Annotated in this window: 23 protein-coding genes; 15 read left to right on the forward strand and 8 right to left on the reverse strand. The window is 56.8% G+C overall.

Going from position 1 to position 22,362, the window contains the following annotated elements; genetic code table 11:
* The first annotated feature begins 7 nt into the window (after positions 1 to 7).
* Positions 8 to 193, forward strand: a complete 186-nt coding sequence (locus M017_RS0102820) for a hypothetical protein (protein WP_031495623.1) — start codon at positions 8 to 10, stop codon at positions 191 to 193.
* Here the strand turns inward: M017_RS0102820 and M017_RS0102825 are convergent.
* Complete coding sequence (locus M017_RS0102825; protein WP_031495625.1) at positions 190 to 1,032, reverse strand: hypothetical protein; 843 nt, start codon at positions 1,030 to 1,032, stop codon at positions 190 to 192. The two genes, M017_RS0102820 and M017_RS0102825, sit on opposite strands and share 4 nt — an antisense overlap.
* 72 nt (positions 1,033 to 1,104) lie before the next feature.
* Here M017_RS0102825 and miaB point away from each other — a divergent pair, with 72 nt between their 5' ends.
* From miaB to M017_RS0102855, 6 genes are all read left to right on the forward strand, one after another.
* Positions 1,105 to 2,433, forward strand: coding sequence for a tRNA (N6-isopentenyl adenosine(37)-C2)-methylthiotransferase MiaB (gene miaB, locus M017_RS0102830; protein WP_238325792.1), 1,329 nt, complete (start codon positions 1,105 to 1,107; stop codon positions 2,431 to 2,433).
* A 74-nt stretch (positions 2,434 to 2,507) separates the two neighbouring features.
* Positions 2,508 to 2,990 carry a bifunctional nuclease family protein gene (locus M017_RS0102835; RefSeq protein ID WP_031495629.1) on the forward strand — a complete coding sequence of 161 codons (483 nt, stop codon included), beginning with the start codon at positions 2,508 to 2,510 and terminating at the stop codon, positions 2,988 to 2,990.
* A gap of 2 nt (positions 2,991 to 2,992) precedes the next feature.
* Positions 2,993 to 3,292 carry a hypothetical protein gene (locus M017_RS0102840; protein ID WP_031495631.1) on the forward strand — a complete coding sequence of 100 codons (300 nt, stop codon included), beginning with the start codon at positions 2,993 to 2,995 and terminating at the stop codon, positions 3,290 to 3,292.
* 36 nt (positions 3,293 to 3,328) lie between these two features.
* The gene (locus M017_RS0102845; RefSeq protein WP_080507466.1) at positions 3,329 to 4,459 is read left to right on the forward strand and encodes a mannonate dehydratase; all 1,131 of its coding nucleotides are present in this window, start codon (positions 3,329 to 3,331) and stop codon (positions 4,457 to 4,459) included.
* Between the two features lie 153 nt (positions 4,460 to 4,612).
* A complete protein-coding gene (locus M017_RS26190) occupies positions 4,613 to 4,951 on the forward strand; it encodes a hypothetical protein (RefSeq protein WP_155121197.1) in 339 nt (112 codons plus the stop codon).
* Positions 4,929 to 6,233 (forward strand): c-type cytochrome, encoded by a 1,305-nt coding sequence (locus M017_RS0102855; protein ID WP_031495635.1) that lies wholly within the window; start codon positions 4,929 to 4,931, stop codon positions 6,231 to 6,233. The genes M017_RS26190 and M017_RS0102855 overlap by 23 nt, the downstream gene beginning before the upstream one ends.
* Here the strand turns inward: M017_RS0102855 and M017_RS0102860 are convergent.
* Together M017_RS0102860 and pdxH are read right to left on the reverse strand one after the other, a co-directional pair.
* Positions 6,230 to 6,871 (reverse strand): LolA family protein, encoded by a 642-nt coding sequence (locus tag M017_RS0102860; RefSeq protein WP_031495637.1) that lies wholly within the window; start codon positions 6,869 to 6,871, stop codon positions 6,230 to 6,232. The two genes, M017_RS0102855 and M017_RS0102860, sit on opposite strands and share 4 nt — an antisense overlap.
* A complete protein-coding gene (gene pdxH / locus M017_RS0102865) occupies positions 6,844 to 7,491 on the reverse strand; it encodes a pyridoxamine 5'-phosphate oxidase (protein ID WP_031495638.1) in 648 nt (215 codons plus the stop codon). The genes M017_RS0102860 and pdxH overlap by 28 nt, the downstream gene beginning before the upstream one ends.
* A 131-nt stretch (positions 7,492 to 7,622) precedes the next feature.
* Between pdxH and M017_RS0102870 the strand changes: the two genes are divergently transcribed.
* On the forward strand, positions 7,623 to 9,560 hold the full coding sequence (locus M017_RS0102870) for a peptidylprolyl isomerase (RefSeq protein ID WP_031495639.1): 1,938 nt from the start codon (positions 7,623 to 7,625) through the stop codon (positions 9,558 to 9,560).
* Positions 9,560 to 10,210, forward strand: a complete 651-nt coding sequence (locus tag M017_RS0102875) for a VTT domain-containing protein (protein WP_031495640.1) — start codon at positions 9,560 to 9,562, stop codon at positions 10,208 to 10,210. Before M017_RS0102870 ends, M017_RS0102875 begins: the two co-directional genes overlap by 1 nt.
* Here M017_RS0102875 and M017_RS0102880 read toward each other — a convergent pair.
* Both M017_RS0102880 and mobA read right to left on the reverse strand, forming a co-directional pair.
* Positions 10,203 to 10,955 carry an ABC transporter ATP-binding protein gene (locus M017_RS0102880; protein ID WP_031495641.1) on the reverse strand — a complete coding sequence of 251 codons (753 nt, stop codon included), beginning with the start codon at positions 10,953 to 10,955 and terminating at the stop codon, positions 10,203 to 10,205. The genes M017_RS0102875 and M017_RS0102880 overlap by 8 nt on opposite strands.
* A complete protein-coding gene (mobA, locus tag M017_RS0102885; protein ID WP_051669452.1) occupies positions 10,945 to 11,550 on the reverse strand; it encodes a molybdenum cofactor guanylyltransferase in 606 nt (201 codons plus the stop codon). Before mobA ends, M017_RS0102880 begins: the two co-directional genes overlap by 11 nt.
* Positions 11,551 to 11,705: 155 nt before the next feature.
* On the opposite strand from mobA, the gene M017_RS27330 reads away from it, so the two are divergent.
* Together M017_RS27330 and M017_RS27335 are read left to right on the forward strand one after the other, a co-directional pair.
* Positions 11,706 to 12,290 carry a lytic transglycosylase domain-containing protein gene (locus tag M017_RS27330; RefSeq protein ID WP_051669453.1) on the forward strand — a complete coding sequence of 195 codons (585 nt, stop codon included), beginning with the start codon at positions 11,706 to 11,708 and terminating at the stop codon, positions 12,288 to 12,290.
* A 6-nt stretch (positions 12,291 to 12,296) separates the two neighbouring features.
* A complete protein-coding gene (locus M017_RS27335) occupies positions 12,297 to 13,733 on the forward strand; it encodes an N-acetylmuramoyl-L-alanine amidase (RefSeq protein WP_051669454.1) in 1,437 nt (478 codons plus the stop codon).
* Here M017_RS27335 and M017_RS0102900 read toward each other — a convergent pair.
* On the reverse strand, positions 13,730 to 14,686 hold the full coding sequence (locus M017_RS0102900) for a GGDEF domain-containing response regulator (protein WP_031495646.1): 957 nt from the start codon (positions 14,684 to 14,686) through the stop codon (positions 13,730 to 13,732). The two genes, M017_RS27335 and M017_RS0102900, sit on opposite strands and share 4 nt — an antisense overlap.
* 139 nt (positions 14,687 to 14,825) lie before the next feature.
* Between M017_RS0102900 and M017_RS0102905 the strand changes: the two genes are divergently transcribed.
* Positions 14,826 to 16,313, forward strand: coding sequence for a hypothetical protein (locus tag M017_RS0102905; RefSeq protein WP_155121199.1), 1,488 nt, complete (start codon positions 14,826 to 14,828; stop codon positions 16,311 to 16,313).
* Here M017_RS0102905 and M017_RS0102910 read toward each other — a convergent pair.
* Entirely contained in the window at positions 16,289 to 16,828 is a 540-nt protein-coding gene (locus M017_RS0102910; RefSeq protein WP_031495649.1) for a hypothetical protein, read from the reverse strand. The two genes, M017_RS0102905 and M017_RS0102910, sit on opposite strands and share 25 nt — an antisense overlap.
* 71 nt (positions 16,829 to 16,899) lie before the next feature.
* Between M017_RS0102910 and M017_RS0102915 the strand changes: the two genes are divergently transcribed.
* Positions 16,900 to 19,515 carry a M1 family metallopeptidase gene (locus tag M017_RS0102915; RefSeq protein ID WP_051669455.1) on the forward strand — a complete coding sequence of 872 codons (2,616 nt, stop codon included), beginning with the start codon at positions 16,900 to 16,902 and terminating at the stop codon, positions 19,513 to 19,515.
* Between the two features lies 1 nt (position 19,516).
* Here M017_RS0102915 and M017_RS0102920 read toward each other — a convergent pair whose 3' ends face one another.
* Positions 19,517 to 20,821 (reverse strand): adenylosuccinate synthase, encoded by a 1,305-nt coding sequence (locus M017_RS0102920; RefSeq protein WP_031495651.1) that lies wholly within the window; start codon positions 20,819 to 20,821, stop codon positions 19,517 to 19,519.
* A gap of 58 nt (positions 20,822 to 20,879) precedes the next feature.
* On the opposite strand from M017_RS0102920, the gene M017_RS0102925 reads away from it, so the two are divergent.
* Positions 20,880 to 21,341: a hypothetical protein gene (locus M017_RS0102925; RefSeq protein WP_031495653.1), complete on the forward strand. Its 462-nt coding sequence runs from the start codon at positions 20,880 to 20,882 to the stop codon at positions 21,339 to 21,341.
* Positions 21,338 to 22,357, forward strand: coding sequence for a phenylalanine--tRNA ligase subunit alpha (locus M017_RS0102930; protein ID WP_031495655.1), 1,020 nt, complete (start codon positions 21,338 to 21,340; stop codon positions 22,355 to 22,357). The genes M017_RS0102925 and M017_RS0102930 overlap by 4 nt, the downstream gene beginning before the upstream one ends.
* Positions 22,358 to 22,362 lie beyond the last annotated feature (5 nt).

The following is a 22,362-nucleotide window of genomic DNA, read 5'->3' on the forward strand; positions in this document are numbered from 1 at the left end:
TCCCACGATGCCCAAAATGGCCTTATCCCACTTTGAGATGGCGATTCTGTTCTCGCTACTCACCAGCGTCGCGCTCGGCATCACCGGCAAAACCGGCAAGCAGGACCAGATCCGCTACGCCGCCTATTGCTTTGGTTCCTTTGTCCTCGCACTCTTCGGCATTGGCTGGCTGATGTACTTCGGCCACCGCTAAGGCTTGGCGGGCGGCAGGATTTTTTCCGAGATCTTCTGATACGCGCCCATCTTGTCGTCACTCAGATTCGGACGGCGGATACTCAAGCTCTCAACCGCCCCACCATTCGCCGTCGGCTTGAGAGTCACCAATTGTTGCTCACGCACATGCATCTGGCCGTCCGCTGGACGCCCCGGAGCAGCCACCCCATAGATCGTAATTTCGCTGGTGGTGGATCCATCAGGATTCGGGAACGAAACAGTCACCCGCTGCCCGCTCAATTCCATCGAGCCAGTGGCCGCGTTCCGGTACTCCTGCGTCACTTCCTTCGTTGCTTTTCCGTCCGGAACTTGTTCCTTCCGCTCTCGAATCGCCTCAACAAAATTCCCGTTCACGTCCGGCAAATACACCGAGCGATTCGTCGTCTGCCGCCCATCGGCACTCATCGTCTGCGATGCGCTTTTCTCTACCGCTTCAAAGCCACCGTTCAGATTCGGCTTCTCCAAGGTCGTCGTGGTTGTAGTCAGTTCGCCCTGCTGCCGCGTTGAGACCAGATTCCGTTCCGCTGGAGCGAGCCGGCCATTCAAATCGCTCCGAAAGGTAGTGGTTTCAACCACATTGGCCCCATCCGCCCCCTTACGCTCGACAATCCGCAACTTCTCGAGAGGAAGAGGGTTCCCCGCCGCATCGCGCCGCTCGACCGTTTCTTCCACCACGCGGCCATTCGGCCCGTCTTCCACCACTTTCCGTTTGCGGGTCTCCTGGATTGCGGGCAGTACGGTGGGCTTTCCATCCGAATCGTAGGTATAGGTCTGACCGAAAACGGCGCAGGCAAGCAGAAGAACCGTAGCGAACCGCATATGCATTTACGCTAAATCTATCGGCAGAGCTGCGCAATCGGTGCAGTCTCTATAATGGGATCTGGGCCTAGTATGAAAAAGTTCTACATCGAAACCTTCGGTTGCCAGATGAATGTGCACGATTCCGAGAAAGTGATCAGCACGCTGGTAAACAAGGGCTATTCGCAAGTGGAACTCCCTGACGATGCCGACCTGGTGCTCTATAACACCTGCAGCATCCGCGACAAAGCAGAGGCGAAAGTCTTCCAGCGCCTCAACGAGTTTAAAAAGCGCAGCAAGGATAAGGTGGTGGGCGTCATCGGCTGCGTCGCCCAGCAGGAAGGCGAGAAGATCTTCGACCGGGCCCCCCATGTCGGGCTGGTTGCAGGCTCGGCAAGTTACAACCAACTGCCGCAGATGCTGGTGCAGATTGAAGCGGGCGCCCGCCGGGTCACCGGTTTGAGTCTTGATACTGAGGACACCTTCGAAGTCCCGTTCACCAAGCGGGACAACCCGCACAAGGCGTTTCTCACTATCATTGAGGGCTGCGATAAGAGCTGCGCCTATTGCGTGGTTCCGATGACACGAGGTCCCGAGCGCAGCCGGGCCAGTGCCGGCATTCTCGAAGAAGCGCGCCAGCTGGCCGCGAACGGTTACACCGAGATCACGCTGCTGGGCCAGAACGTCAACAGCTACCGCGACCCCTCGGACGCCGGCCTTGATTTCGCGATGTTGCTGCGCCGTATAGGCGAGGTGCAGGGACTCAAGCGTATTCGCTTCACCACTTCGCACCCGCGCGATTTTGTCCGCGACATTGTCCATGCGATCGACGAGAATCCGGTCCTCTGCAATCACATCCACCTGCCGGTCCAGAGCGGCTCAACTGAGATCCTTGACCGCATGCGCCGTCTCTATACCCGCGATGAGTACCTGCGCCAGATCGACTGGATGAAGGCTGCCAAGCGCGACATCGCCATCACCTCCGACATCATCGTCGGCTTCCCTGGCGAGACCGAGGCCGATTTCGAAAAAACTCTGGGACTGCTCGACACGGTGCAGTATGACGCCGTTTTCAGCTTCAAGTATTCCCAACGTCCCAATACGCCAGCGCTCCAGTACACCGAGCACATGAGCGAAGAGGAGAAGAGCCGCCGCCTGACTATGGTGCAGGAGCGGCAGCGCCAGATCCAATTGCCCCGCAACATCAATTACATCGGCAGTGTTGAAGAAGTGCTCGTCGAAGGCTATAACCGCGCCACGCAGCAATGGATCGGTAAGACTTCGCAATTCAAGACGTTGAACTTCAGCCATCCCGTGGTGCCCGCGCCTGCGGAAGGCCATACCCTCGAAGGAAGCTATCTCGACGTACGCGTGCTCCGCGCCGGCCCGAATTCGCTGGCCGGAGAAGCAGTCCTATCCTAAGTCCTCTACTTTCGGGCAGCTTACGCCACGCGGCAGGTCTGCTGTAATGAAATAGGAAGGGGCGCGCAAAAAAGATGGAAGTTGAAATGAAGATCCGCACGCTGATGATGGATCCCGTAACGCAAATGCCAATTGTTGTCTTGCGCGATCTTTCCGGCAATACGATTCTTCCCATTTGGGTTGGAGTCTACGAAGCAAACGCAATCGCACTCGAAATCGAGAAGATCAATACGCCGCGTCCCATGACGCATGACTTGATTCGTACCCTCTTACAGGGCATGGATACGAAGGTGAATCGTATTGTCGTCAGCGATCTCAAGGACGACACGTTCTTCGCTGTCATCTGGCTCGAAAAAGACGGCCAGCTCATCAGCATCGATTCGCGTCCCAGCGACGCACTCGCCATCGCCCTGCGTACCGATTCGCCGATCTACGTCGATGAAAATGTTCTCAAGAACTCGCGCATGTCTTCTTCGCAAGAGAAAGGCCAAGGCGAAGAACTGCGCCGCTGGCTCGAGAATCTGAACGAGGAAGACTTCGGCCGCTACAAGATGTAGCCATGGAGCAAATCCTCCAACGTCTGGCTTCGGCCAACATCCAGCTGCTCCCCACCGTCGAATTGACGCAGCATTTTGTCTTTGAGCGCGATGGCTTCATCGCCCTTGTCGAGCGCCGGGAAACAGGGTTCGGCAACATCGGAGCGCCAGGGATTCTGAGCGAAAAAGGCATGGCGCAACTGGTCTGGCGCGGCGAAACCGCCTTCTTCATCGCGCGGGGCTTCGAGCGTCCGGCCGCCCCCGAAGAAGTTGAAAAACTCCGCTCCTTTGCTGCCGATCTCAAGAATTCTTTAACTGCATAGTGCACAGCGGCCCCCAATCGATATAGACTCTCCGCTATGAAGAGAAGAGAGTTTCTCGTCGCTGGCTCTGCCGGTCTCACCGCTGGTGCTAACGCCACTCCTGCTGCAGTTGCTCCAGATTGGAAGCCAACCGTTCCGCCAGTTGCCGCCCCGATCGGGAAGAAGGGCAAGGGCCGCCCCAAGCTCGGCACCCAGAATTCCTCCGATGAAGCCTATCTCAAGATTCTCAGCGGCCTCGGAGTCTCTAACATCTGCGCCACTCTCCCTTCGCGAAGCTACGATGCGAACTGGAGCGTGGAAAGTTTGACTAAACTCCGGGAGCGCGTCGAAGCCAATGGCATTTCGCTCGATATGATCCCGCTCCCGTTGAGCTCCGCCTACATCACCAAGCACGAATACCCCGACATCATGAAGGGTGAGAGCCCGCAGCGCGATAAGTCGATCGAAGACATCTGTAAGATGATTCGCAACTGCGCGAAGGCTGGAATCCCAGCCATGAAGTACAACATGAGCATCCTCGGTGTCGTGCGGACAGCACCGTCCAAAGGCCGTGGTGGTTCCCAACTCAGTACCTTTAAGTATGCCGGCGCCAAGCAGGAGCCAGCGCTCACCGAGGCGGGTCCTGTACCAGCCGACGTGTACTGGGAACGCATCACCTATTTCCTCGAGCGAGTCGTCCCCGTGGCCACCGAAGAGAAGGTCAGAATCTGCTGCCATCCCCATGACCCGGGAATGCCCAAGGGCAAGGGCTGGCGCGGCGTGGAGACCGTTCTTGGCAGTGTGGACGGGCTCAAGAAGTTCGTCAGCATCAAGGAAAGCCCTTATCATGGACTAAATTTTTGCCAGGGTACGATCAGCGAAATGCTCGTAAATCCGGCTAAGGAAATCATGGATGTCATCCGCTACTTTGGCACGCGGAACAAGATCTTCAATGTTCACTTCCGCAACATCCGCGGCGGCTTTCTCGACTTCCAGGAGACCTGCCCTGATGACGGCGATGTCAATATGATTCAGGCGGCTCGCGTGTATAAAGAGGTTGGCTACAGCGGAATGTTGATGCCCGATCATGTCCCCCACATTGAGGGGGATACCCGGGGATTCCAGGCCTTTGCGTTTGCCTACGGCTACATCCGCGCGATTCTCCAGCAGCTTGAGAACGAAGCTTAATATTTTGTCCGTCGGGTTACCATGGAGGTAGTACCTATGGCGCGACGCAATCCGATGAAAGTGACCTGTCCCGGATGTTCTAGTACGAATGTTCGCATGTCACGTTGGAGGAATAGGATTGAACAGGCATTAGATCTCTTTGGGATGCCCACGATGAGGTGTATTGATTGCCAGCACCGCTGGCGTCATAGCCTCTGGCATCTCAGAGAGTCGTTCTATGCCCGTTGCCCGCGCTGCTACCGGCTCCAGCTCAGTACCTGGGACGAGACTTACTACCACATCCCTTTGATCTGGCGAGTACTGACAGGCCTCGGCGCCAAAAAAGTGCGTTGCAAGGCCTGCCGCTTCAACTTTGTCAGCTTCCGCCTGATCAAGAACAAGGCAGAGTGGGCGGCCTCCATGACGCCAGCCACAACGAAATATACGGATGGCGCCGGGGTTCCAATCCCAGTCCTCAATCCCAATCTGAATGACACCGTCGATCACCCTTAGTTTCTTTCTGGCCGCTCTGGCCTTGCAGGCTGCCGTCCCGCAGTACAGCACCGACATTGCGCCTCTGTTGAATCAACATTGCGTCAGTTGCCATCGCCCTGGCGAAATCGGCCCGATGCCTCTGCGCAGCTATGCAGAAGTGCGTCCCTGGGCCAAGGCGTTGGCCGCCAGCGTCGCCCAGCGCAAGATGCCACCCTGGGATGCCGACCCGAAGGTCGGCAAGTTTCATAACGACCGCAGGCTCCCGCAAGCAGACATCGATCGTATCCTGGCCTGGGCAAAAAATGGAGCGCCCGAAGGCGACCCCAAACGAACGCCCCCCACGCCGACCTTCGCCGAAGGCTGGGTGATTCCCCAACCCGACCTCGTCGTACGCCTTCCCGAAGAGCGGGTCATCTCCCCAACAGGGCCCGATGAGTACGTCAAAATTACGGTCGATCCGGGAATCAAGAGCGACCTCTGGGTTAAGGCCGTCGAACTCAGACCCGGGAATCGTCGCGTGGTTCATCACGCTCACGTCTTTCTCATCACGCCCAATCCTGCGCCCTCGACTGGTCCCCGGGCGCCCAGTCCCTTTGTCAAAGAGGATGGGCTGCAAGTGATCCGCCCCGGCGCACCCGTCATAGATGACGGCTGTTCCCATCCCGATGGCGGATATATCATCGGCCGTCCTCACGGTGAAACCCGCACCCTGCTCGCATCCTTTGTGCCTGGCATGAGTCCGGATCAATGGCCGCTCCATGTCGCAAAGAAAATTCCTGCTGGCAGCAAGTTCCTCTTCGACATCCACTACTCGAAGGTCACCGGCAAAGAAGAGCGGGACCGCAGCATGGTGGGTCTCTCCTATGCCCCCGGCCCCCCCAAAGTGGAGATCGAGCGCTTTGAGGCATCGAACTTCTATTTTGAGATTCCGCCCGGAGCCGAGAATCATCGCGTGACGGCATGCGTCACCGCCAGCAAAGACATTGAAGTCCTCTCGTTATTGGGTCATATGCATTACCGGGGGAAGGCCTTCCAGATCGATGCCCGTCTCCCCGATGGCAGCAGCCAGATGTTGCTCAACGTCCCGCATTACAACTTTGATTGGCAGGAGATGTACCGTCTTGAAGCGCCCATCCGTTTGCCGAAGGGCTCGGTCATCCGCATCGTGTCCTGGTTCGACAACTCCGCCAATAATCGAGCCAATCCCGATCCGGCAAAAACGGTTCGGTGGGGCGAACATACACGCACCGAAATGATGGACGGCTGGGTGGAATTCGTCGAAGCGGGCAAGCTCCCTTAGAGCTCGCCGCGCAACTTCACGACTTCAAATCCCTCCGGGGCCTCAAACTGAAACAGCTTTGAGGCGAGTGGCAGATTGCGCTGCTCATTCGCAAACGAATAGGTCATCGTCGAGCCGTCCTTGCCGGCAACCGTCACAACGCTCAAAAAGCCATCGGCGCCGGCCACAAACTCGACAAACTCAAACATCGATTTCTGACTCTTGGGAATCGCCTTGATCTTCCATTGAGTGCCCACGGCACTGTACTCGAAGCGCTGGAAGTCTCTTGAGAAGTCCAGCTTGCCCAGAAGAAAGGCAAGCGGCGCCCGCAGATCTTCCGACTCTTTCATCGCACTCACTTCTACGCGCCGCGCCGCCGGGGTGACATAGTGAATCTGCTTGCCATCCGTCAGAAAGAGTTTGCCTTTGGGCTGTGCATACTCCCAGCGCATCTGGCCCGGCTTGCGCAAATAGAGCACACCGCTCTCACTGACCGTGCGCCCCTGGGCCACCGCCATAGTCTGCTGAAAGTCGGTCTTCAGTGTCTTCGTATTGTTGTATCGTTCTTCAATCCGCTTCAGAATCTCCGACAATTGCGGAGCAGGAGCTGCGCTTTGTGCGAGAAGCAGAACTACGGGGATAAGCGCTGGATTTGCCATGTGTTGTCGCTCCGACGATGATAATGCAGACGGTCATGCAGCCGTCCTGGACGTCCCTGCCAGAACTCAAACTCGATCGGCCGCAACAGATAACCACCCCAAAATGGAGGCATCGGCACAAGCTGATCGACGAACTCCTGTTCATAATGACGCCGCGCAGCCTCAAGAGTTTCCCGGCCGGCAATCACTTGCGATTGTGCGCTCGCCCAGGCCCCAATTTGGCTGGCTCGCGGCCGTTGGGTAAAATACGCTGCGCTTTCTGACGTTGATAGCTTCTCCACGGTCCCTGCGGCCCGCACCTGCCGCTCGAATTCTTTCCAATGAAAGCAGAGCGCCGCCTGGGGATTTTCGGCCAATTCCCTGCCCTTGCGGCTCTCGTAGTTCGTAAAAAAACAAAAGCCGCGCGCATCGAGGGCCTTCAGCAATACGATCCGGACATCCGGTACGCCAGCCGCCGATGCGGTGGCCAGACTCATCGCATTCGCCTCAAGCACTCCCTGCGCCAGCACTTCGTCGAACCAGCGGTGGAACTGCGCAATCGGGTCCCCCAACGCCTCGCTTTCAAGCAATCCCCCCTGCCGATAGTTCTCCCGCAACTCTGCGTATCGATTTGCTCCCAAACTACTCCCCTTCTCCGTCTACCCTTTTGAGGTGCGCGCCGCTCTGATTCGCTATAATTTTAGGTGCATTTGCCAGTAGCGGCAAGCTAGCGGCATTCTCCCGCCAAATCGTACTTAGTTCAGGAGTCTTCATGTTTGATCTGTTCCGGCGCAAAGATACTAATTTGCGTATTGTCCTTGGAGTCCTGCTCGGGCTCGTAGCCCTATCCATGGTCGTCACCCTCATCCCGGGCTTCGGCTCCGGTGGCTTCGGGGGGCAGACTGGGGAAGAAACAGTTGCCAAGGTCTGCGGAGAAGCGGTGACCGGCCGGGAAGTCCGACTGAAGATGCAGCAGATGCTAAACAGGCAATCGCTGCCGCCCGAGAGCGCTGCCATTTTCATTCCGCAGTTCGTCGATCAGTATGTTGCCGTCAAGGGTGTTGCCTGCTACGCCGGAGAAGCCGGTATGGGGACATCCGATCAGGATGTTGCGCTCAAAATTCAGAAGGATGTTCCGGCCCTTTGGCAGGATGGCAAGTTTGTCGGCCGCCAGATGTACGAGCAGATGCTGAAGCAGACGGGCCTGACAGTAGCCCAGTTTGAAGACAGCATGAAGAAGGACATCGAGACCCAGCGCCTCCGTACGCTGATTCTGATGAGCGCCGTCGCTACGCCCAAAGAAGTGGAAGATGCCTACCGCGACGCTGAAGAGAAGATCAAGGTCGAATACACGGTGCTCGACCCGATGGAAATCGGCAAGACAATCTCGATCACGGAAGCCGACGTCCAGGCTGAATTCGACAAGAACAAGGCCTCTTACACGGTTCCGGAATCCCGTGTTGTCACCCTGTACAATATCGATACGGCCAAGGTGATGGCCTCGATGGAAGTCACGGAAGACGAGGTCCGGCGTGCCTATAACGAGAACCTCGAGAACTTCCGGATGCCGGAGCGCTCGCACGTCCGTCATATCCTGTTCAAAACCAAAGAAAAACCAGAGGCCGAAGACGCCAAAATGAAGGCGCTCGCTATCAAGGTATCTGGAGAACTGAAAGCCGGCGCCAAGTTTGAAGACCTCGCCAAGAAGTACAGCGAAGATCCTGGATCCAAGGACAATGGTGGCGACATTGGCTTCATCACCCGCGGGCAAACAGTCAAAGGCTTTGACGACTACGCCTTCGTCGGTCCTCTGAAAACCATCAGCGCCCCGATCAAGACCGAGTTTGGCTACCACATCATTGAAGTTCTGGAACGTCAACCGGCAGGCCTGCGCACCTTTGAGGAGATCAAGGCTCCCCTCACCGCCGACATTCTGCGCCAGAAGAGCAGCGCCGGCGTTGGCAAGTTTGCCGACGACCTCCACAGCGACCTCGAGAAGAACCCAAAGCGCGCGAACGAAACCATGGCGAAGTTCAACATTCCCGCCGTCAAGTTTGAATACAAAAGTTCGGACATGCCCCTCGGAAATATAGGCGCCAAGCCGGAAGTTTTTTCAGCCGTAAGCACTCTGAAGGTCGGCGAATTCACACATCCCATCACCATCGACGCCAATCGGATCATCATCCTCTCGGTCGATCAGGTGATCCCGAAGCGCCCAGCCACCCTCGCTGAAGTTCATAACGTCATCATGGCGAACCTTCGCATTGCGGCCTCCAACAAGAAGGTTAGCGATCTCCGCAATCGTGGAACAGAGCTCATGAAGACCGCCGATGGCGATCTCGCCAAGATCGCAAAGGAATTCGGTACCCCTGTGAAATCCACTCAGGAATTCAACCGTCAGGGTTTTGCCGATGGTCTCGGCCCAGCCTCGACGCTGGCAGAAGCCTTCCAGAAGAAGACCGGAGAATTGCTGGGCCCAATCTCGGTGGACAGCAAGTTCTTCTTTGTCAAAGTCATCGAACACAAGCCCGCTGACATGAATCTCTTCCCGCCGCGCCGCGCTGAGTTCGTCAACATCGTCAAGAACCGCAAGGCCGCCGAGCGTGCCGATATTTTTGAAGAAACTCTGGTCAAGCGCATGATTAGCGACGGTCAGATCAAAATCGACGAAGCAGCAAAGAAACGGATCGCGCAGAGCTACAGCAACTGATGGACTCCATTCAGCAGTTGATTGAGCTGATCAAGACCCTGATCAGTGCCGAGAAGTTGCGTGCTCTCTTTGAGAGCACGCTCACCGGATGGCCTGGCTACCTGGCCCTCTTCGCGATCATCTTCTCGGAGACCGGACTGCTTATCGGGCTCTTTCTCCCCGGCGATAGTCTCTTGTTCATCGTTGGTGTGCTCTGTGGAGCCGAAAAGCTCGACTACCTGCTTGTCAATAGCTTGTTGATCGTCGCGGCCATCGTGGGCGATGCGACAGGCTACTATCTGGGGCATCAGGCTGGAAAGGCCGTCTACAGCTGGCCCGACGGCCGCCTCTTTAAGCGAAAGTACCTCCAGCAGACGGAAGCCTTCTACCAGAAGCACGGCGGAAAGACGATCATCTACGCTCGTTTTGTCCCCATCATCCGCACCTTTGCGCCTTTTGTGGCGGGAGTGGGCCGAATGAGCTACCGCCGCTTTCTCTCCTTCAACATCTTTGGTGGCATCGGCTGGGTTCTGCTCTTCACCACGATGGGCTATCTGCTCGGTGGAATTCCGATCATCCAGAAGTACTTCGACAAGGTCATTTTGCTGATTCTTGTCCTCTCCGTTCTCCCAGTTGCCTTTGAGACGTGGAAAGCTCGTACGGCTAGCTGATCCGGTCCAGCTTTAAAAACTCCTGGATCAGCTCGTCGTTACATTCCTCAAGCCCTTCGACGGGACCGAAATAAGCAACCTTTCCCTCGCTCAGAAACACGACTTTGTCGGCCACCGTACGCATTAACTCGAGGTCGTGAGTCACCACAACGCTCGTCAGGCGCAACTGCATTTTCAGCCGCAACATTAACATCGCGAGATGATGCGCCATGATCGGATCCACCATCGTTGTCGGTTCGTCGTAGAGAACGCATTCCGGCTGCGCGGCAAGCGCCCGTGCAATCGCCACAGCACGGCGATGTCCGGTAGAAAGATCGGCCGGATAGGAATCCTTATATGGCAGCAGTTCCACCATGTCGAGGAGACCGTCCACCACATCCTCTTTGTTTTGCATGTCGTAGTCGTCGCGCAACTCGAGCGAAAACAGAATATTCTCGCCAACAGTCAGGGAATCAAAAAGGGCCCCCGACTGGAACACCATCGTGACCTTCTTCCGTACTTTGCGCAATTCTGCTTCATCAAAGAAGGTAATATCCCGATTCCCGACAATGACACGCCCTTCGTCGGGTTTGAGAAAGCCCATGATCGTTGCCAAGCTGACGGACTTGCCCACACCGCTGCGTCCGATAATGGCGACCGTTTCTCCTGCAGGAACATAAAAATTTGTGTCGACTAAAATCGGCCGATCGAACGTCTTAAAAACGTGCCGGAACTCAATGTAGTAGGGGAAGCCTTCAACGCTCAAAATTCGCTTTTCCTTCGCTTGGATATCCAGGCAAGTCTTCGGGACGATTCCAGTTTGCCAAGATTTGCGGGTCTGGGGGAATGAGTTTTTTCGCGTTCAGAGGCTCTAAGAGATCACGGAGCCGGAAATTTCCTGCATCCAGCGCGCCCTGCACCTCAGAAAGAGCACTCCGCCGCCACAGAGCCAACAGCGGATTCTCGCCCGTACAAATGCAGCGGACTGTCGCCTCACTGGCAAGTGCCACCTCGATCATCGTAGTGAGCCACTCCGCAGTGACAAAGGGCATGTCGCAAGCGAGGATGAGATTCCATTCGCAATCGGAATCGAGGAGCGCTGTTTCAATTCCCGCTAGCGGTCCGCAGCCCATCCGGCGGTCTTCGAGCCCTGGCAAACCGAATTGTTCGTACCGTCCGGCTGGGGCCAAAAGCCGCGGATCTGCCACCACGGAAGCCAGTACTTTCGCCAGATGCAGCAGCAGCGGTTGCCCTTCAAATGGCAGGACGGCCTTGTCGGTCCCCATGCGCCGGCTGGCTCCTCCGGCAAGCAAATACGCTCGCACATCGCGGTACGGAATGAAGGCTGGAGAGTAATTCATTGATTCAAAAAGAGTTTTTGGTTATGATGAGGAGGAATAAAATGAGCCGCTTTTGTTTCAGCGTAGCGTGCTTTTGCCTTGCGGGTCTTCCCGGCTGGGGAGTGGACGCAGCGGCGATTCGTACTATAGTACGCGTAGATCGCGGAAGCGGCCGTTTGGTTCGTTCCCAAGTGATCCTGCCGAAGGAAGTGCCCTCGCTCGAAGCCTTCACACAATCCTCCGCGGCCACCCGTCCCGCCAAGCCGGTTGCAACTGGCCGGGCTGACTTTGACGAGTTCGTCGAGCAAAGCGCCGCCAATCACGGCGTGGACCCCTTACTCGTGAAAAGCGTCCTCCAGGTGGAGAGTAATTACAACCAATACGCACTCTCTCCCAAGGGAGCCATGGGTCTCATGCAACTGATGCCGGCCACTGCAAAGCAATTGGGCGTGCTCAATGCCTTCGATGCCCGTCAGAATATCGAGGGAGGCGTCAAGTTTCTCCGTTATCTCAAAACCAAGTTCGATGATGATCGCCTGGTGCTCGCCGCTTACAACGCGGGAGAAGCAGCCGTCAAAAAGCATGGATGGATCCCTCCCTACCCGGAGACGATCGATTATGTCTATAAGGTCGGCAAGAAGTACGGCGATTCCAAGAAATTACAAGCTCCAGCGGTTGCTGCTCAGCCCGTTGAGAAGCCTCAGCCCAAAATTCAGCAGGTCATCGATGCCGATGGCCGGATCCACCTTCATATCCCTTAGGAAGCAATGCCGCGGACCCAAGCTACCATCCAAACTCTTGCAGCGCTGCTCCTCTGCGTGGCCGGGAATGCGCAGGAGAAGGCAAAATCCAAGCTTGGCAGCGTCACCGCAATTCAGATTGCCAGCCTTGACCAGCTCACCCGCGTGACGATCGCGGTCAATGGGGTCATTGACATCAAATCCGACCGCATCGAAAACCCCAGCCGCGTCTTCATTGACTTCCGCGATACGGTTCCGATGCTTTCCGGAAAGTCGGATCGCACCATCCAGACCGTCTCGACCAACGACAAGCTGCTGAAGCAGATCCGTGTGGCCGAGAATCAGAAAGGCGTCACCCGCCTGGTCTTCGATCTCCTCCGTTCTGATATCGAGTATCGAACCATCGTGGCCAAGGACCCCAACCGGCTCGTCGTCGAGCTGCGCAGCGCGCACAAAGAATCGGGCCTGCGCAATCCTCTGGCCGATGCCCCGCCTCCTGTCCCAACCGTACTGGCCCGGAACGTCGCAACGCCTTACCGGGGTGGCTTCCGCATGCCCGATCCGCCGTTGCTTAGCACCGCCGCCTTTCGGCTCCCGCGCGTCGAAACCTCCCAGCTTCCCTATCGCGTCACCGGAATCCAGACGCTCGAATTGAAGGGTGCGATGCCGGCCAAAACCGCCTCCCGCCCTATCTCACCCGCCATCGCCGCCACACGCACCAGTTCTGGCAAGCAGTCGCTGACACGGGTGCTGGGACTGAAGATCGGCAAAGTGGTGATCGATGCAGGCCATGGCGGCCACGATGTCGGCAGTATCGGGATCACCGGTCTGCTTGAAAAAGATGTCGTCCTGGACGTGGCCAAGCGGCTGGGAACCCTCATCGAAGATGGCCTAGGCAGCGAAGTGATCTACACCCGCAAGGACGATACCTTTATCGTTCTCGACCAGCGTCCCATCATTGCCAACCAGAACCATGCCGATCTGTTTATCTCGATCCATGCCAACTCTTCGCCCGCCAAGGCGGCCACCGGCGTCGAGACTTACTATCTGAACTTCACCTCCTCGCCGGAAGCGCTCGAAGTCGCAGCGCGTGAGAATGCATCCAGCGGACGAGGCGTCTCCGATCTTGGGGATCTGATCAAGAAGATTGCATTGAAAGAAAAGATCGATGAGTCACGCGAATTCGCCAGCAAAGTACAAAGTTCTTTACAAGCCGGTTCCGCAAAAGCGGGGATTGTCTCGAAAGACCGCGGCGTACGCAAGGCCCCATTTATCGTTTTAATTGGCGCACAAATGCCAAGCGTTCTGAGTGAAATTGGCTTCTTGAGTAACCCGAAAGAAGAAGCCTTACTGCGCAAACCCGAGTACCGGCAGAAGATTGCGGAATCGATCTACCGCGGCCTCTCCCAGTATGCGGGAACGCTCAGCCACTTCACCGTTGCGCAAAACGCCGGCCAACACTAAACCCCCGCCGGAGCCCCAGCCTCACTACTCAGAGATCGAAATACGATCCGGTTGCGCCCGGCGCGCTTTGCCTCATAGAGACACTCATCCGCCACGCGCAATAAGGATTCAGGGGTTGCCCGGATCCCTGGGAGCGCAGTCGTGCTGCCAAAACTTGCGGTCAAGGCAAGCGAAGTATCGGGATGCGCATCTTCAGAGATCGGCATCGGCTCGCTTGCCAAGGCACGGCGAATGCGATCTGACTGGCTCCGCGTGCAGGCCTCATCACAGCCCGGCAGGATAATGAGAAACTCCTCACCCCCATAGCGCCCAATCGAGTCATAAGACCGGATTGAAGCTTTAATGCGTCTGGCAGCCTCGGTTAAAACGGTATCTCCCGCAATATGCCCATAGGTATCATTCACCGACTTAAAAAAATCAATATCGAGCAGGGCGACACCAATCGGCATTTGATCGCGCTCTCCGCGCCGTAATTCCCGCTCGAGCACCTCGAAAATAGAATGCCTGTTATAAACCTTTGTCAGCGCATCGTGGGTTGCCTGGTCGCGCAATTTTGCTTGTGTTTCAAGCAGTTCCGCCTGGAGTTCCACAATGCGTCTCCCCGCACGCAACCGTACCTGCAACTCATGATGATTAAAGGGCTTAGTAATATAGTCGTCGGCGCCGGCATCCATGCCTTCAATCAGGTCTTCCCGCTGATTCTTGCTCGTAAGCAGAAGCATATAGGTGTAGGTCTCGCGCTGCTGTTGGCGCACGAGTTTACACACCTCCGGCCCGGTGAGCAGAGGCATCACCCAATCTAGAATCGCAAGTTGCGGAGCGCCTTCTTTTTGAAGAAGATCCCAAGCCTCTTTTCCGTCACAAGCAACGATTGGCTCGTAACCCCATTTCTTCACAGTGGCTTCCAACATATGCCGACTGACTAGGCTGTCATCGGCAATGAGTACCTTCATCCCTAATCTTTTCCTTGTTGCTTACCAACGACCAGTAAACCTACTCTCTCTATTGTTCGTCTTCTCAAGGCTGGATGCAAGTGTCTCAACGGCAACAGTCTTCGCTAGAAATCTTTGAAATTTAATGTATCTTGATCATGTGCTGAGAATCTATCTTTTGCTGGTCTCTTTCCAATTGGGCGCTACAGTTCTCCAATTGCCGTCGTTTCCGCAAGTTCGGGTACAACAGTTTCCACAAGCAAACGTGGTGCCTGCAACCAAGGCAGACTTTCTTGCCTCGGATTCCTCGGTTTGGAAGATCGCAGTGCGCGGAGTGACCCGGAACGGCCGGCTTTTTCACAGCAAACGGTTTCTGCCTTGCGACCAAGTACATCAGATCTCGGAACCGCAACCAGGGAGAATTCGAGTTCATACCAGTTGCGGCGATAGCGAGATTTGGTTTGAGAATCAGACACTCGAAGCCAAGGCCCGTCACTACCAAGGAATTGCGGGCCGTCACGATCGGTATGGCTTCATCGCCGATTCCCCGAAGGGCAAACCGACATCCAGCGACAACGACGGCCTCTGGACCGCCATGTACGCCGCAGCCAACCTCTTCGAGTATCGAAGCACAGGTAGCAACGAAGCACTGCGCCGCGCGGAGAGAGCCATTCGCGCCATCCTCTTTCTTGAAAAGATTACCGGCGTGCCTGGTTATCCGGCACGCACCTATGTCAGAACTGAAGACCCGAAGCCGAAAGACGGTGTCTGGTATCCCAGCGCGGACGGCAAATACCAGTGGAAGTCCGACACCAGTTCCGATGAGATTGTCGGCCACTTTCTCATCTTCTCCATTGGCTGGGATCTCCTCCCTCCCGGTCCGTTGCGCAGTGAGCTACAAGCCACCTGCCGCCGGATGATTGATTTCATACTCAAAAATCATTACTACCTCATTGACCGCAATGGGAAGCCAACTCGTTGGGGTAAGTGGTCCCCCGACTATTTCAATGGCGAGGGCCGCAGCGATTCGCCACTCAATGCCATCGAGTTGTTGAGTTTTCTCACCACGGCCGGACATGTCACGGGCGATGCCCGTTATGATCGCGAGTTGAAAAAGGTCGCCGAGGACCTCGGCTATCTCAAAATCGCAGGAGAACTCAAGACCCGGAGCGTCGAAATCAACTATTCCGATGAAGAACTCGCCATGCTCAGCTTCTACCCGCTCCTACTCCATGGCAAGAATCCGACTTACAATACAGCCATTCGCAGAGCACTGGACGATTGGTTCGAGAATATCCGTCGCGAAAAGAATCCGCTCTGGAACACAATTTACGAGATCGTCCGAGGTGAAAACAAAACGCTCCGGCAGGAATCGATTGCCACGCTCCAGCGCCTGCCGCTTGACCTCACCACGTGGACTGTCGAAAACAGTTGGCGCAAGGATCTACCGCTCGAGGCAAAGTTAGACCGCTTCGATAAAAAACAGACCACCCAGTGGATTCCGCCCGATGAGCGACAGGTGATCAAGTGGAATGGAAATCCTTTTGTGCTCGACGGCGGCGATGGAGGCCAGTCAGAGGACGACGGAACGATCTTCTTGCTTCCCTACTGGATGGGCCGCTATCACAAGCTCTGGGAGGAGCGCTGAATCCGAAGAATCCAAAGGAGAAAGCCCCAGATCAGGCGCGGCATATCGAGTAGATCGCGCCACAGGGGACGCCCCTCTTTGCCGATAATCATCGCCCCACGCCGCATCGCATAGGCATTGAATAACATCGCGATCACCGTGAAGCAGACACTTGCCAGAATACTGGTCATCAACTTTGGCGTCCCACGGGTGTAATGCACCAGAAACTCGATGCTGTGATTCAACAGCGGCAAGACAACGGCAGTGATCAAGGTCGCCTGCCATAAGGGTTCCGCTCGCCGTAAACTCTGGATGATACTGCCAACAAAGCCCGCCACGGCAAAGCGCCAGAGAAACTCGGCTTCCATCGCTCCCACCGCAGCCGCCCGCCCCGCCGATAAGTTCGCCACAAAAAAAATCACCGCGCGAATCAATGCACTGGTGACCGCCGATTTCCAGTTCCAACGGAGAACGATTTCCCGCCACGGATGGCGGACCAGACGCACGAGAACTGCGTGGACGCTTTCAGTTTCCATGCCTATGGAAGGATAACTTAAAGACTCCTCATCTGGGGGCGCCCTTCGTCCCCAGGCCCTAAGATGAATCCATGGGCATCCGTCTGGCGTTACTCTTTCTGGTTCTGACTGCCTTGGATGCGGCGCCACCGAAGCTCAGGCTTGGAGAAGTGCAAAAAGCCTTTCCACAGCGATACCAGGCGGAACTCACCCTGAACCCGGAGCGGGAGCAATTCGAAGCTTCCATCGAGATCGAGATCTCCCTGGCCGAGCCCCGTTCCACCCTGTGGCTGCATCAGAACCACCTTTCCATTCAGAAAGCGGTAGTAATCCTCGCCGGAAAAAGCATCCCGGCCAAAGTCATTCCGGGAGGTGAAGATTTCGTTGGTTTCAGCTTCCCACGCCCCCTACCCGCCGGAACGATCCAACTCCAGATTCATTACACCGGGCTGATTTCATCGAAATCCAGTTCGAGTATCTTCCGCCAGCGCGACAACGGCAGTTGGTATCTCTTTACGCAGTTTGAGCCGAGTGACGCCCGGGGCGCATTTCCCTGTTTCGATGAGCCGCAGTACAAAACGCCCTGGCAACTGACGCTGCACTTCCCCGCCTCCCTGTCGGCAGTCAGCAATACGAACCCGGAATCGGACCAGACCACCGGCAACCAGCGCACTCTGCGCTTCCGCCCGACGCCGCCATTGCCCAGTTATCTCATTGCCTTTGCTGTCGGCAACTTTGAGTATGTTCCGGCAGGTCTTGCCGGCGAGAAACAAGTTCCGGTGCGGATTGTGGTTCCGCGTGGCCACAAAGACGAAGCGAAATATGCAGCCGAGGTCACAGCCGAGATCATCAATCGTCACGAGAAGTATTTTGGAATTCCCTATCCCTACGAGAAAGCCGATCAATTAGCCATCCCCGACACCTCCGGGTTTGGCGCCATGGAGAATCCGGGGCTGATCACTTACGCCCAGAACATTCTGCTTGCCGACCCCAAAGCGGACAGCATCATCCGCCAGCGGAACTATGTCCGCACCGCCGCCCACGAACTTGCCCACCAGTGGTTTGGCGATCTGGTCACCAGCGCCTGGTGGGATGACATTTGGCTCAACGAATCCTTCGCCACCTGGATGGAAGATAAATATTTGGCCGACTGGAAGCCCGCATGGAAAACGCAACTCAGCCAGGTGGATGCAAAACTCAGCGTGGCCGCGCAGGACAGCCTCATTTCCGCACGGCAGATCCGGCAACCCATCCGCGTTAAAGATGACATCAACAACGCCTTCGACAGCATCTCCTATCAGAAGGGTGGCGCAGTCCTGGCGATGTTTGAAGCTTGGCTTGGAGAGGGAGTCTTCCAGCAATCGATCCACAATTACCTGAGCCAGTATGCAAATCGAGCCACCACAGCCGCGGATCTTCTCGATGTCCTCAGCAGCACCACTCACAAGGACATCACGGCCGCCTTCTCCACCTTTTTGAATCAACCCGGCATTCCTCTGCTCCGCGTCGCGCTGCAATGCGAGCCGGGCAAGGCCAGCCTCCACCTCGAGCAGCAACGCTTTCTGCCCACGGGTTCCACAGGTTCCACGAATCAGACCTGGAGTTTCCCGGTCTGTGTGCGCTACGAATCGAATGGAGGCTCCCAGCGCGAATGCACACTCCTCAGCAAGCCCAGTGCCGACTGGACACTGAACACTACGTCCTGCCCCGCCTGGGTGGTCCCAAACGCGGACGGCAAGGGTTATTACCGCACGGAACTCAAGGATAATCTTCGCTCGGGCGATCTGACCGCCGCCGAGAAAATCGAAGAGATGGGCAATGCCGAAGCCCTGGCGAGCGCCGGGAAATTCTCTACGGGGTCACTGCTTGAGCTAGTGGCAAAATTCCGCGCCGATCCCGACCGGCAGGTCCTCACCAAGGCAATCGACATCGCGCTGGCACCAGCCTCGCAGTGGATTCGTCCCGAGTTTCGCGCCAATTACGTGCGATTTCTGGACCAGTCCTTCGGAGCAAGAGCCCGCGCGCTGGGATGGACCCCACGCCCAAAGGAAGATGACGAGACCACGCTCCTGCGGCCGATCTTGCTCTCCATCGCCGCCACCTATGGAGAAGACGCCACCCTTGCCCGGGAAGCGAGAACGCTCACCGACCGCTGGCTGAGCGGCGAGATCACCCTCAACCCCAATCTGCTGCGCACTGTACTCACCACAGCGGCTTACCACGGGGACCGTGCCCTCTTCGATCGTTTCCTCGCTGCCTTCCTCAAGACCACTGACAAACTGAATCGCAGCCGCTTGATCGGAGCGATGAGTGGATTTCGCGATCCGACCGCCCTCCGGGCCGGCATGGACGCCCTGATCACAGGCAAGCTCCCCTTTCTCGAAGGAAACTTCCTGCTCTTTAACGGCACGAATTTCCCGGAGACGCGCCATCTGCCCTTTGAATTCCTCCAGGCCAACTTCAACACCATCGTCAAGCTGATGCCCACCGGTGGCGGTTTTGATTTTGGCTCGGTCCTACCTCAGGTGGGAAGCAACTTCTGCGACGCACAGAGCCGCGATCAACTCGCCAACTTCTTTACGCCACGCGTCAGCAAGTTTACCGGAGCGCCCGCCATCCTGAAACAGACCCTCGAAGGCATCAACCTTTGCATCGCCGACAAGGCCCAACGCCAACCTGGCGTTGAGGCCTTCCTGCGACGCTTCTAAATTAGGCCAGCAGCGCGGCGAGCTTCGATCCCGGCACAATGATCGTCTCGTTGCGCTCCGGTCCATTGGACACGCAGCCCACCTCAACACCTGTCTGCTTCTCGAGGAACTTCAGATAGTCCATTGCGGCCTTTGGAATCTGGTTCAGGTCCGTGATGCCCTTGGTCGGGCTCTTCCAGCCTGGCAAGGTCTCATACACCGGAACGATCTTCGAGACTTCCTCGTTGGTCGCCGGCATATCGGTGATGGCCTTGCCGTCGATCTCGTAGCCGACACATACCGGAATCTCGGTCAGATCGTCCAGCACATCGAGCTTGGTGATGATCATGCTGTCAAAGCCATTGATCGTCGCCGTATAGCGCAGCAGCGGCACGTCGAACCAGCCACAACGGCGCGGACGGCCCGTCACGCTGCCGAATTCGTTGCCAGCCTTACGAATCTGGTCGCCCTGTTCACCGTGGATTTCGCTCGGGAAGGGTCCGGCGCCCACACGCGTGATGTAGGCCTTCGAGACGCCGATGATGCCGTCAATCCGCGTCGGCGGCACGCCAGCGCCCGTGCAGGCGCCGCCGGCGCTCGCATTGGAGGAGGTGACAAAGGGATAGGTGCCATGGTCGATGTCGAGCATCGTGCCTTGTGCGCCCTCAAACATCACCTTCTTGCCGTCGAGGATGGCGCGATTGACGTAGCTGGCCGAATCGCAGACCATCGGGCGCAGCTTTTCGGTGAACTGGCGGTACTGCTCGAGAATCTTGTTGAAGTCGATGACCTCGGACACCCGGAAGGCCGTCGCCAGCGTCATTTTGTCTTCGCACAGCATGCGATACATCTGCTCGAAGCCCTGCGGCGACACCAGATCGGCCATGCGGATGCCACGGCGCCCGATCTTGTCCTCGTAGCAGGGACCGATGCCGCGCGACGTCGTGCCGATGGCGACACGATCCTCACGAGCCTCGCCCACTTTCTCGACCATCCGGTGGAACGGGAAGATCACATGCGCGCGGTTCGAAATCAGCAGTTGCGAGCGGACATCGATGCCAGCGCTTTCCAACTGCCCGATCTCGTCCATGAGCGCCGCCGGGTCAATGACGACACCGTTGCCGATCACCGCCTTCACGCCCGGACGCAGGATTCCGCTCGGGATGAGCTTCAAAACGAACTTCTTCTCACCGATATAAACGGTGTGCCCCGCATTGTGCCCGCCCTGGTAGCGGACTACCAGATCGAAGCTTTCACTGAAGAGGTCGACGATTTTGCCTTTGCCCTCGTCACCCCATTGCGCGCCGAGAACTATGAGATTTGCCATATGCGATTGTCCAAACCCTACATTCTATCGCGTACACTGAAGGTTTACCCCGCTTCAAATGAAGTTACATGAGCTCTTCGTCGCGCTGGGAGAAGATTCTTTCCGCTCCCAACTCCGTGGCATATCCTTCGGCACCCTCCGGACCTACCAGATCTACGATCGGGTCAAGACGCGCTGCCACCTTGCAAAACTGAATACCGAAAGCCTCCGTACCAATTCCGGCCGGCTGTGGGAAAGGCTAAAAACCGGTGAAGACGAACTGGCCCTGGAACTGTCTCAGGCCATCCTCGTCTCTCAGCTCAAACTGATCATCGACGTGCTCGATTATTTCAAGATTCCGCACGAAGATGGCTTTTTTGCTAAGGAAACCGACCCCAAGCAGTTTCTGCCCGAGGGTTGGCAGCAGCAGGCCTACGATCATTTCAAGGACAAGTACACCCCGGCGCTAGTGGATTTCTACCTGAACCACCTGGCCTTTGAAATGGATTCGAACACCCCCATTTTCAAACCCGCATCATGATCCCCGAAATCGAAGCACTCGCCTCGAAAACGATCGAGCGCATTGCCGCGGCAGAGAACCCGGAGGCGCTCGAGACCGTCCGCGTCGAGGTTCTAGGCCGCAAAGGCAGCCTCGCAGATTTCGGAAAATTGATGGGAAAATTGTCCGCCGAAGACCGTGTTTCGGCTGGCAAGGCGCTGAATTCTGCGAAAACTTCGCTCGAGGCAGCCTACGAGATCAAGAAGACCGCCTTTGAATCGGCGGCGCTCAACGAGCGTCTGCAGAACGAATGGCTCGATCTGACGATTCCTCCCACCGGCATTCTGCCCGGCAGCCTGCACCCGCTCACCCAGATCCAGAACGAAATCGAGTCGCTGTTTTTCTCGCTCGGCTTTGCGATCCTCGATGGGCCGGAAGTCGAAACCGAGTTCTACAACTTCGACGCGCTGAATATCCCGCCCGATCACCCGGCGCGCGACATGCAGGACACTTTCTGGCTCGAAGGCGGCCATCTGCTGCGCACCCACACCTCGCCGGTGCAGATCCGCGGCATGCAGCGCCTGGGCCCGCCGCTGCGCATGATCGCCCCCGGCCGCGTCTTCCGCAATGAGGAAGTCGACCCCTCGCATGAACACACCTTTTATCAGCTCGAAGGCATGATGGTGGATCGGGATGTCTCGGTGGCCAACCTCCTCTACTTCATGAAGACACTGCTGTCGGGCATCTTCAAGCGCGACGTCACCGTGAGGTTGCGGCCTGGCTTCTTCCCCTTCGTCGAACCTGGTTTTGAACTCGACATCCAGTGCATGGTCTGCGGCGGCAGCGGTTGCCCGGTCTGCAAACACTCTGGCTGGGTCGAACTGCTTCCCTGCGGCCTCACGCACCCGAATGTTCTCCGCGCGGGCGGCATTGATCCCGACCAATACGGCGGCTTTGCCTTCGGCCTCGGTCTCACCCGCCTCGTCATGATGCGTTATCTGATTGACGACATCCGTTGGTTGCAATCGGGCGACCTCCGTTTCTTGAAACAGTTTTAGGAGCA

The organism is Bryobacter aggregatus MPL3, assembly GCF_000702445.1.
Taxonomy (GTDB): Bacteria; Acidobacteriota; Terriglobia; order Bryobacterales; family Bryobacteraceae; genus Bryobacter; species Bryobacter aggregatus.

What these genes read in the sequence shown, in the direction of transcription:
- M017_RS0102820 (WP_031495623.1), top strand. Translation starts at nt 8, where the DNA reads ATGCCCAAAATGGCCTTATCCCACTTTGAGATGGCGATTCTGTTCTCG.
- M017_RS0102825 (WP_031495625.1), bottom strand. Translation starts at nt 1,032, where the DNA reads ATGCGGTTCGCTACGGTTCTTCTGCTTGCCTGCGCCGTTTTCGGTCAG.
- miaB (WP_238325792.1), top strand. Translation starts at nt 1,105, where the DNA reads ATGAAAAAGTTCTACATCGAAACCTTCGGTTGCCAGATGAATGTGCAC.
- M017_RS0102835 (WP_031495629.1), top strand. Translation starts at nt 2,508, where the DNA reads ATGGAAGTTGAAATGAAGATCCGCACGCTGATGATGGATCCCGTAACG.
- M017_RS0102840 (WP_031495631.1), top strand. Translation starts at nt 2,993, where the DNA reads ATGGAGCAAATCCTCCAACGTCTGGCTTCGGCCAACATCCAGCTGCTC.
- M017_RS0102845 (WP_080507466.1), top strand. Translation starts at nt 3,329, where the DNA reads ATGAAGAGAAGAGAGTTTCTCGTCGCTGGCTCTGCCGGTCTCACCGCT.
- M017_RS26190 (WP_155121197.1), top strand. Translation starts at nt 4,613, where the DNA reads ATGAGGTGTATTGATTGCCAGCACCGCTGGCGTCATAGCCTCTGGCAT.
- M017_RS0102855 (WP_031495635.1), top strand. Translation starts at nt 4,929, where the DNA reads ATGACACCGTCGATCACCCTTAGTTTCTTTCTGGCCGCTCTGGCCTTG.
- M017_RS0102860 (WP_031495637.1), bottom strand. Translation starts at nt 6,871, where the DNA reads ATGGCAAATCCAGCGCTTATCCCCGTAGTTCTGCTTCTCGCACAAAGC.
- M017_RS0102870 (WP_031495639.1), top strand. Translation starts at nt 7,623, where the DNA reads ATGTTTGATCTGTTCCGGCGCAAAGATACTAATTTGCGTATTGTCCTT.
- M017_RS0102875 (WP_031495640.1), top strand. Translation starts at nt 9,560, where the DNA reads ATGGACTCCATTCAGCAGTTGATTGAGCTGATCAAGACCCTGATCAGT.
- mobA (WP_051669452.1), bottom strand. Translation starts at nt 11,550, where the DNA reads ATGAATTACTCTCCAGCCTTCATTCCGTACCGCGATGTGCGAGCGTAT.
- M017_RS27335 (WP_051669454.1), top strand. Translation starts at nt 12,297, where the DNA reads ATGCCGCGGACCCAAGCTACCATCCAAACTCTTGCAGCGCTGCTCCTC.
- M017_RS0102900 (WP_031495646.1), bottom strand. Translation starts at nt 14,686, where the DNA reads ATGAAGGTACTCATTGCCGATGACAGCCTAGTCAGTCGGCATATGTTG.
- M017_RS0102910 (WP_031495649.1), bottom strand. Translation starts at nt 16,828, where the DNA reads ATGGAAACTGAAAGCGTCCACGCAGTTCTCGTGCGTCTGGTCCGCCAT.
- M017_RS0102915 (WP_051669455.1), top strand. Translation starts at nt 16,900, where the DNA reads ATGGGCATCCGTCTGGCGTTACTCTTTCTGGTTCTGACTGCCTTGGAT.
- M017_RS0102920 (WP_031495651.1), bottom strand. Translation starts at nt 20,821, where the DNA reads ATGGCAAATCTCATAGTTCTCGGCGCGCAATGGGGTGACGAGGGCAAA.
- M017_RS0102925 (WP_031495653.1), top strand. Translation starts at nt 20,880, where the DNA reads ATGAAGTTACATGAGCTCTTCGTCGCGCTGGGAGAAGATTCTTTCCGC.
- M017_RS0102930 (WP_031495655.1), top strand. Translation starts at nt 21,338, where the DNA reads ATGATCCCCGAAATCGAAGCACTCGCCTCGAAAACGATCGAGCGCATT.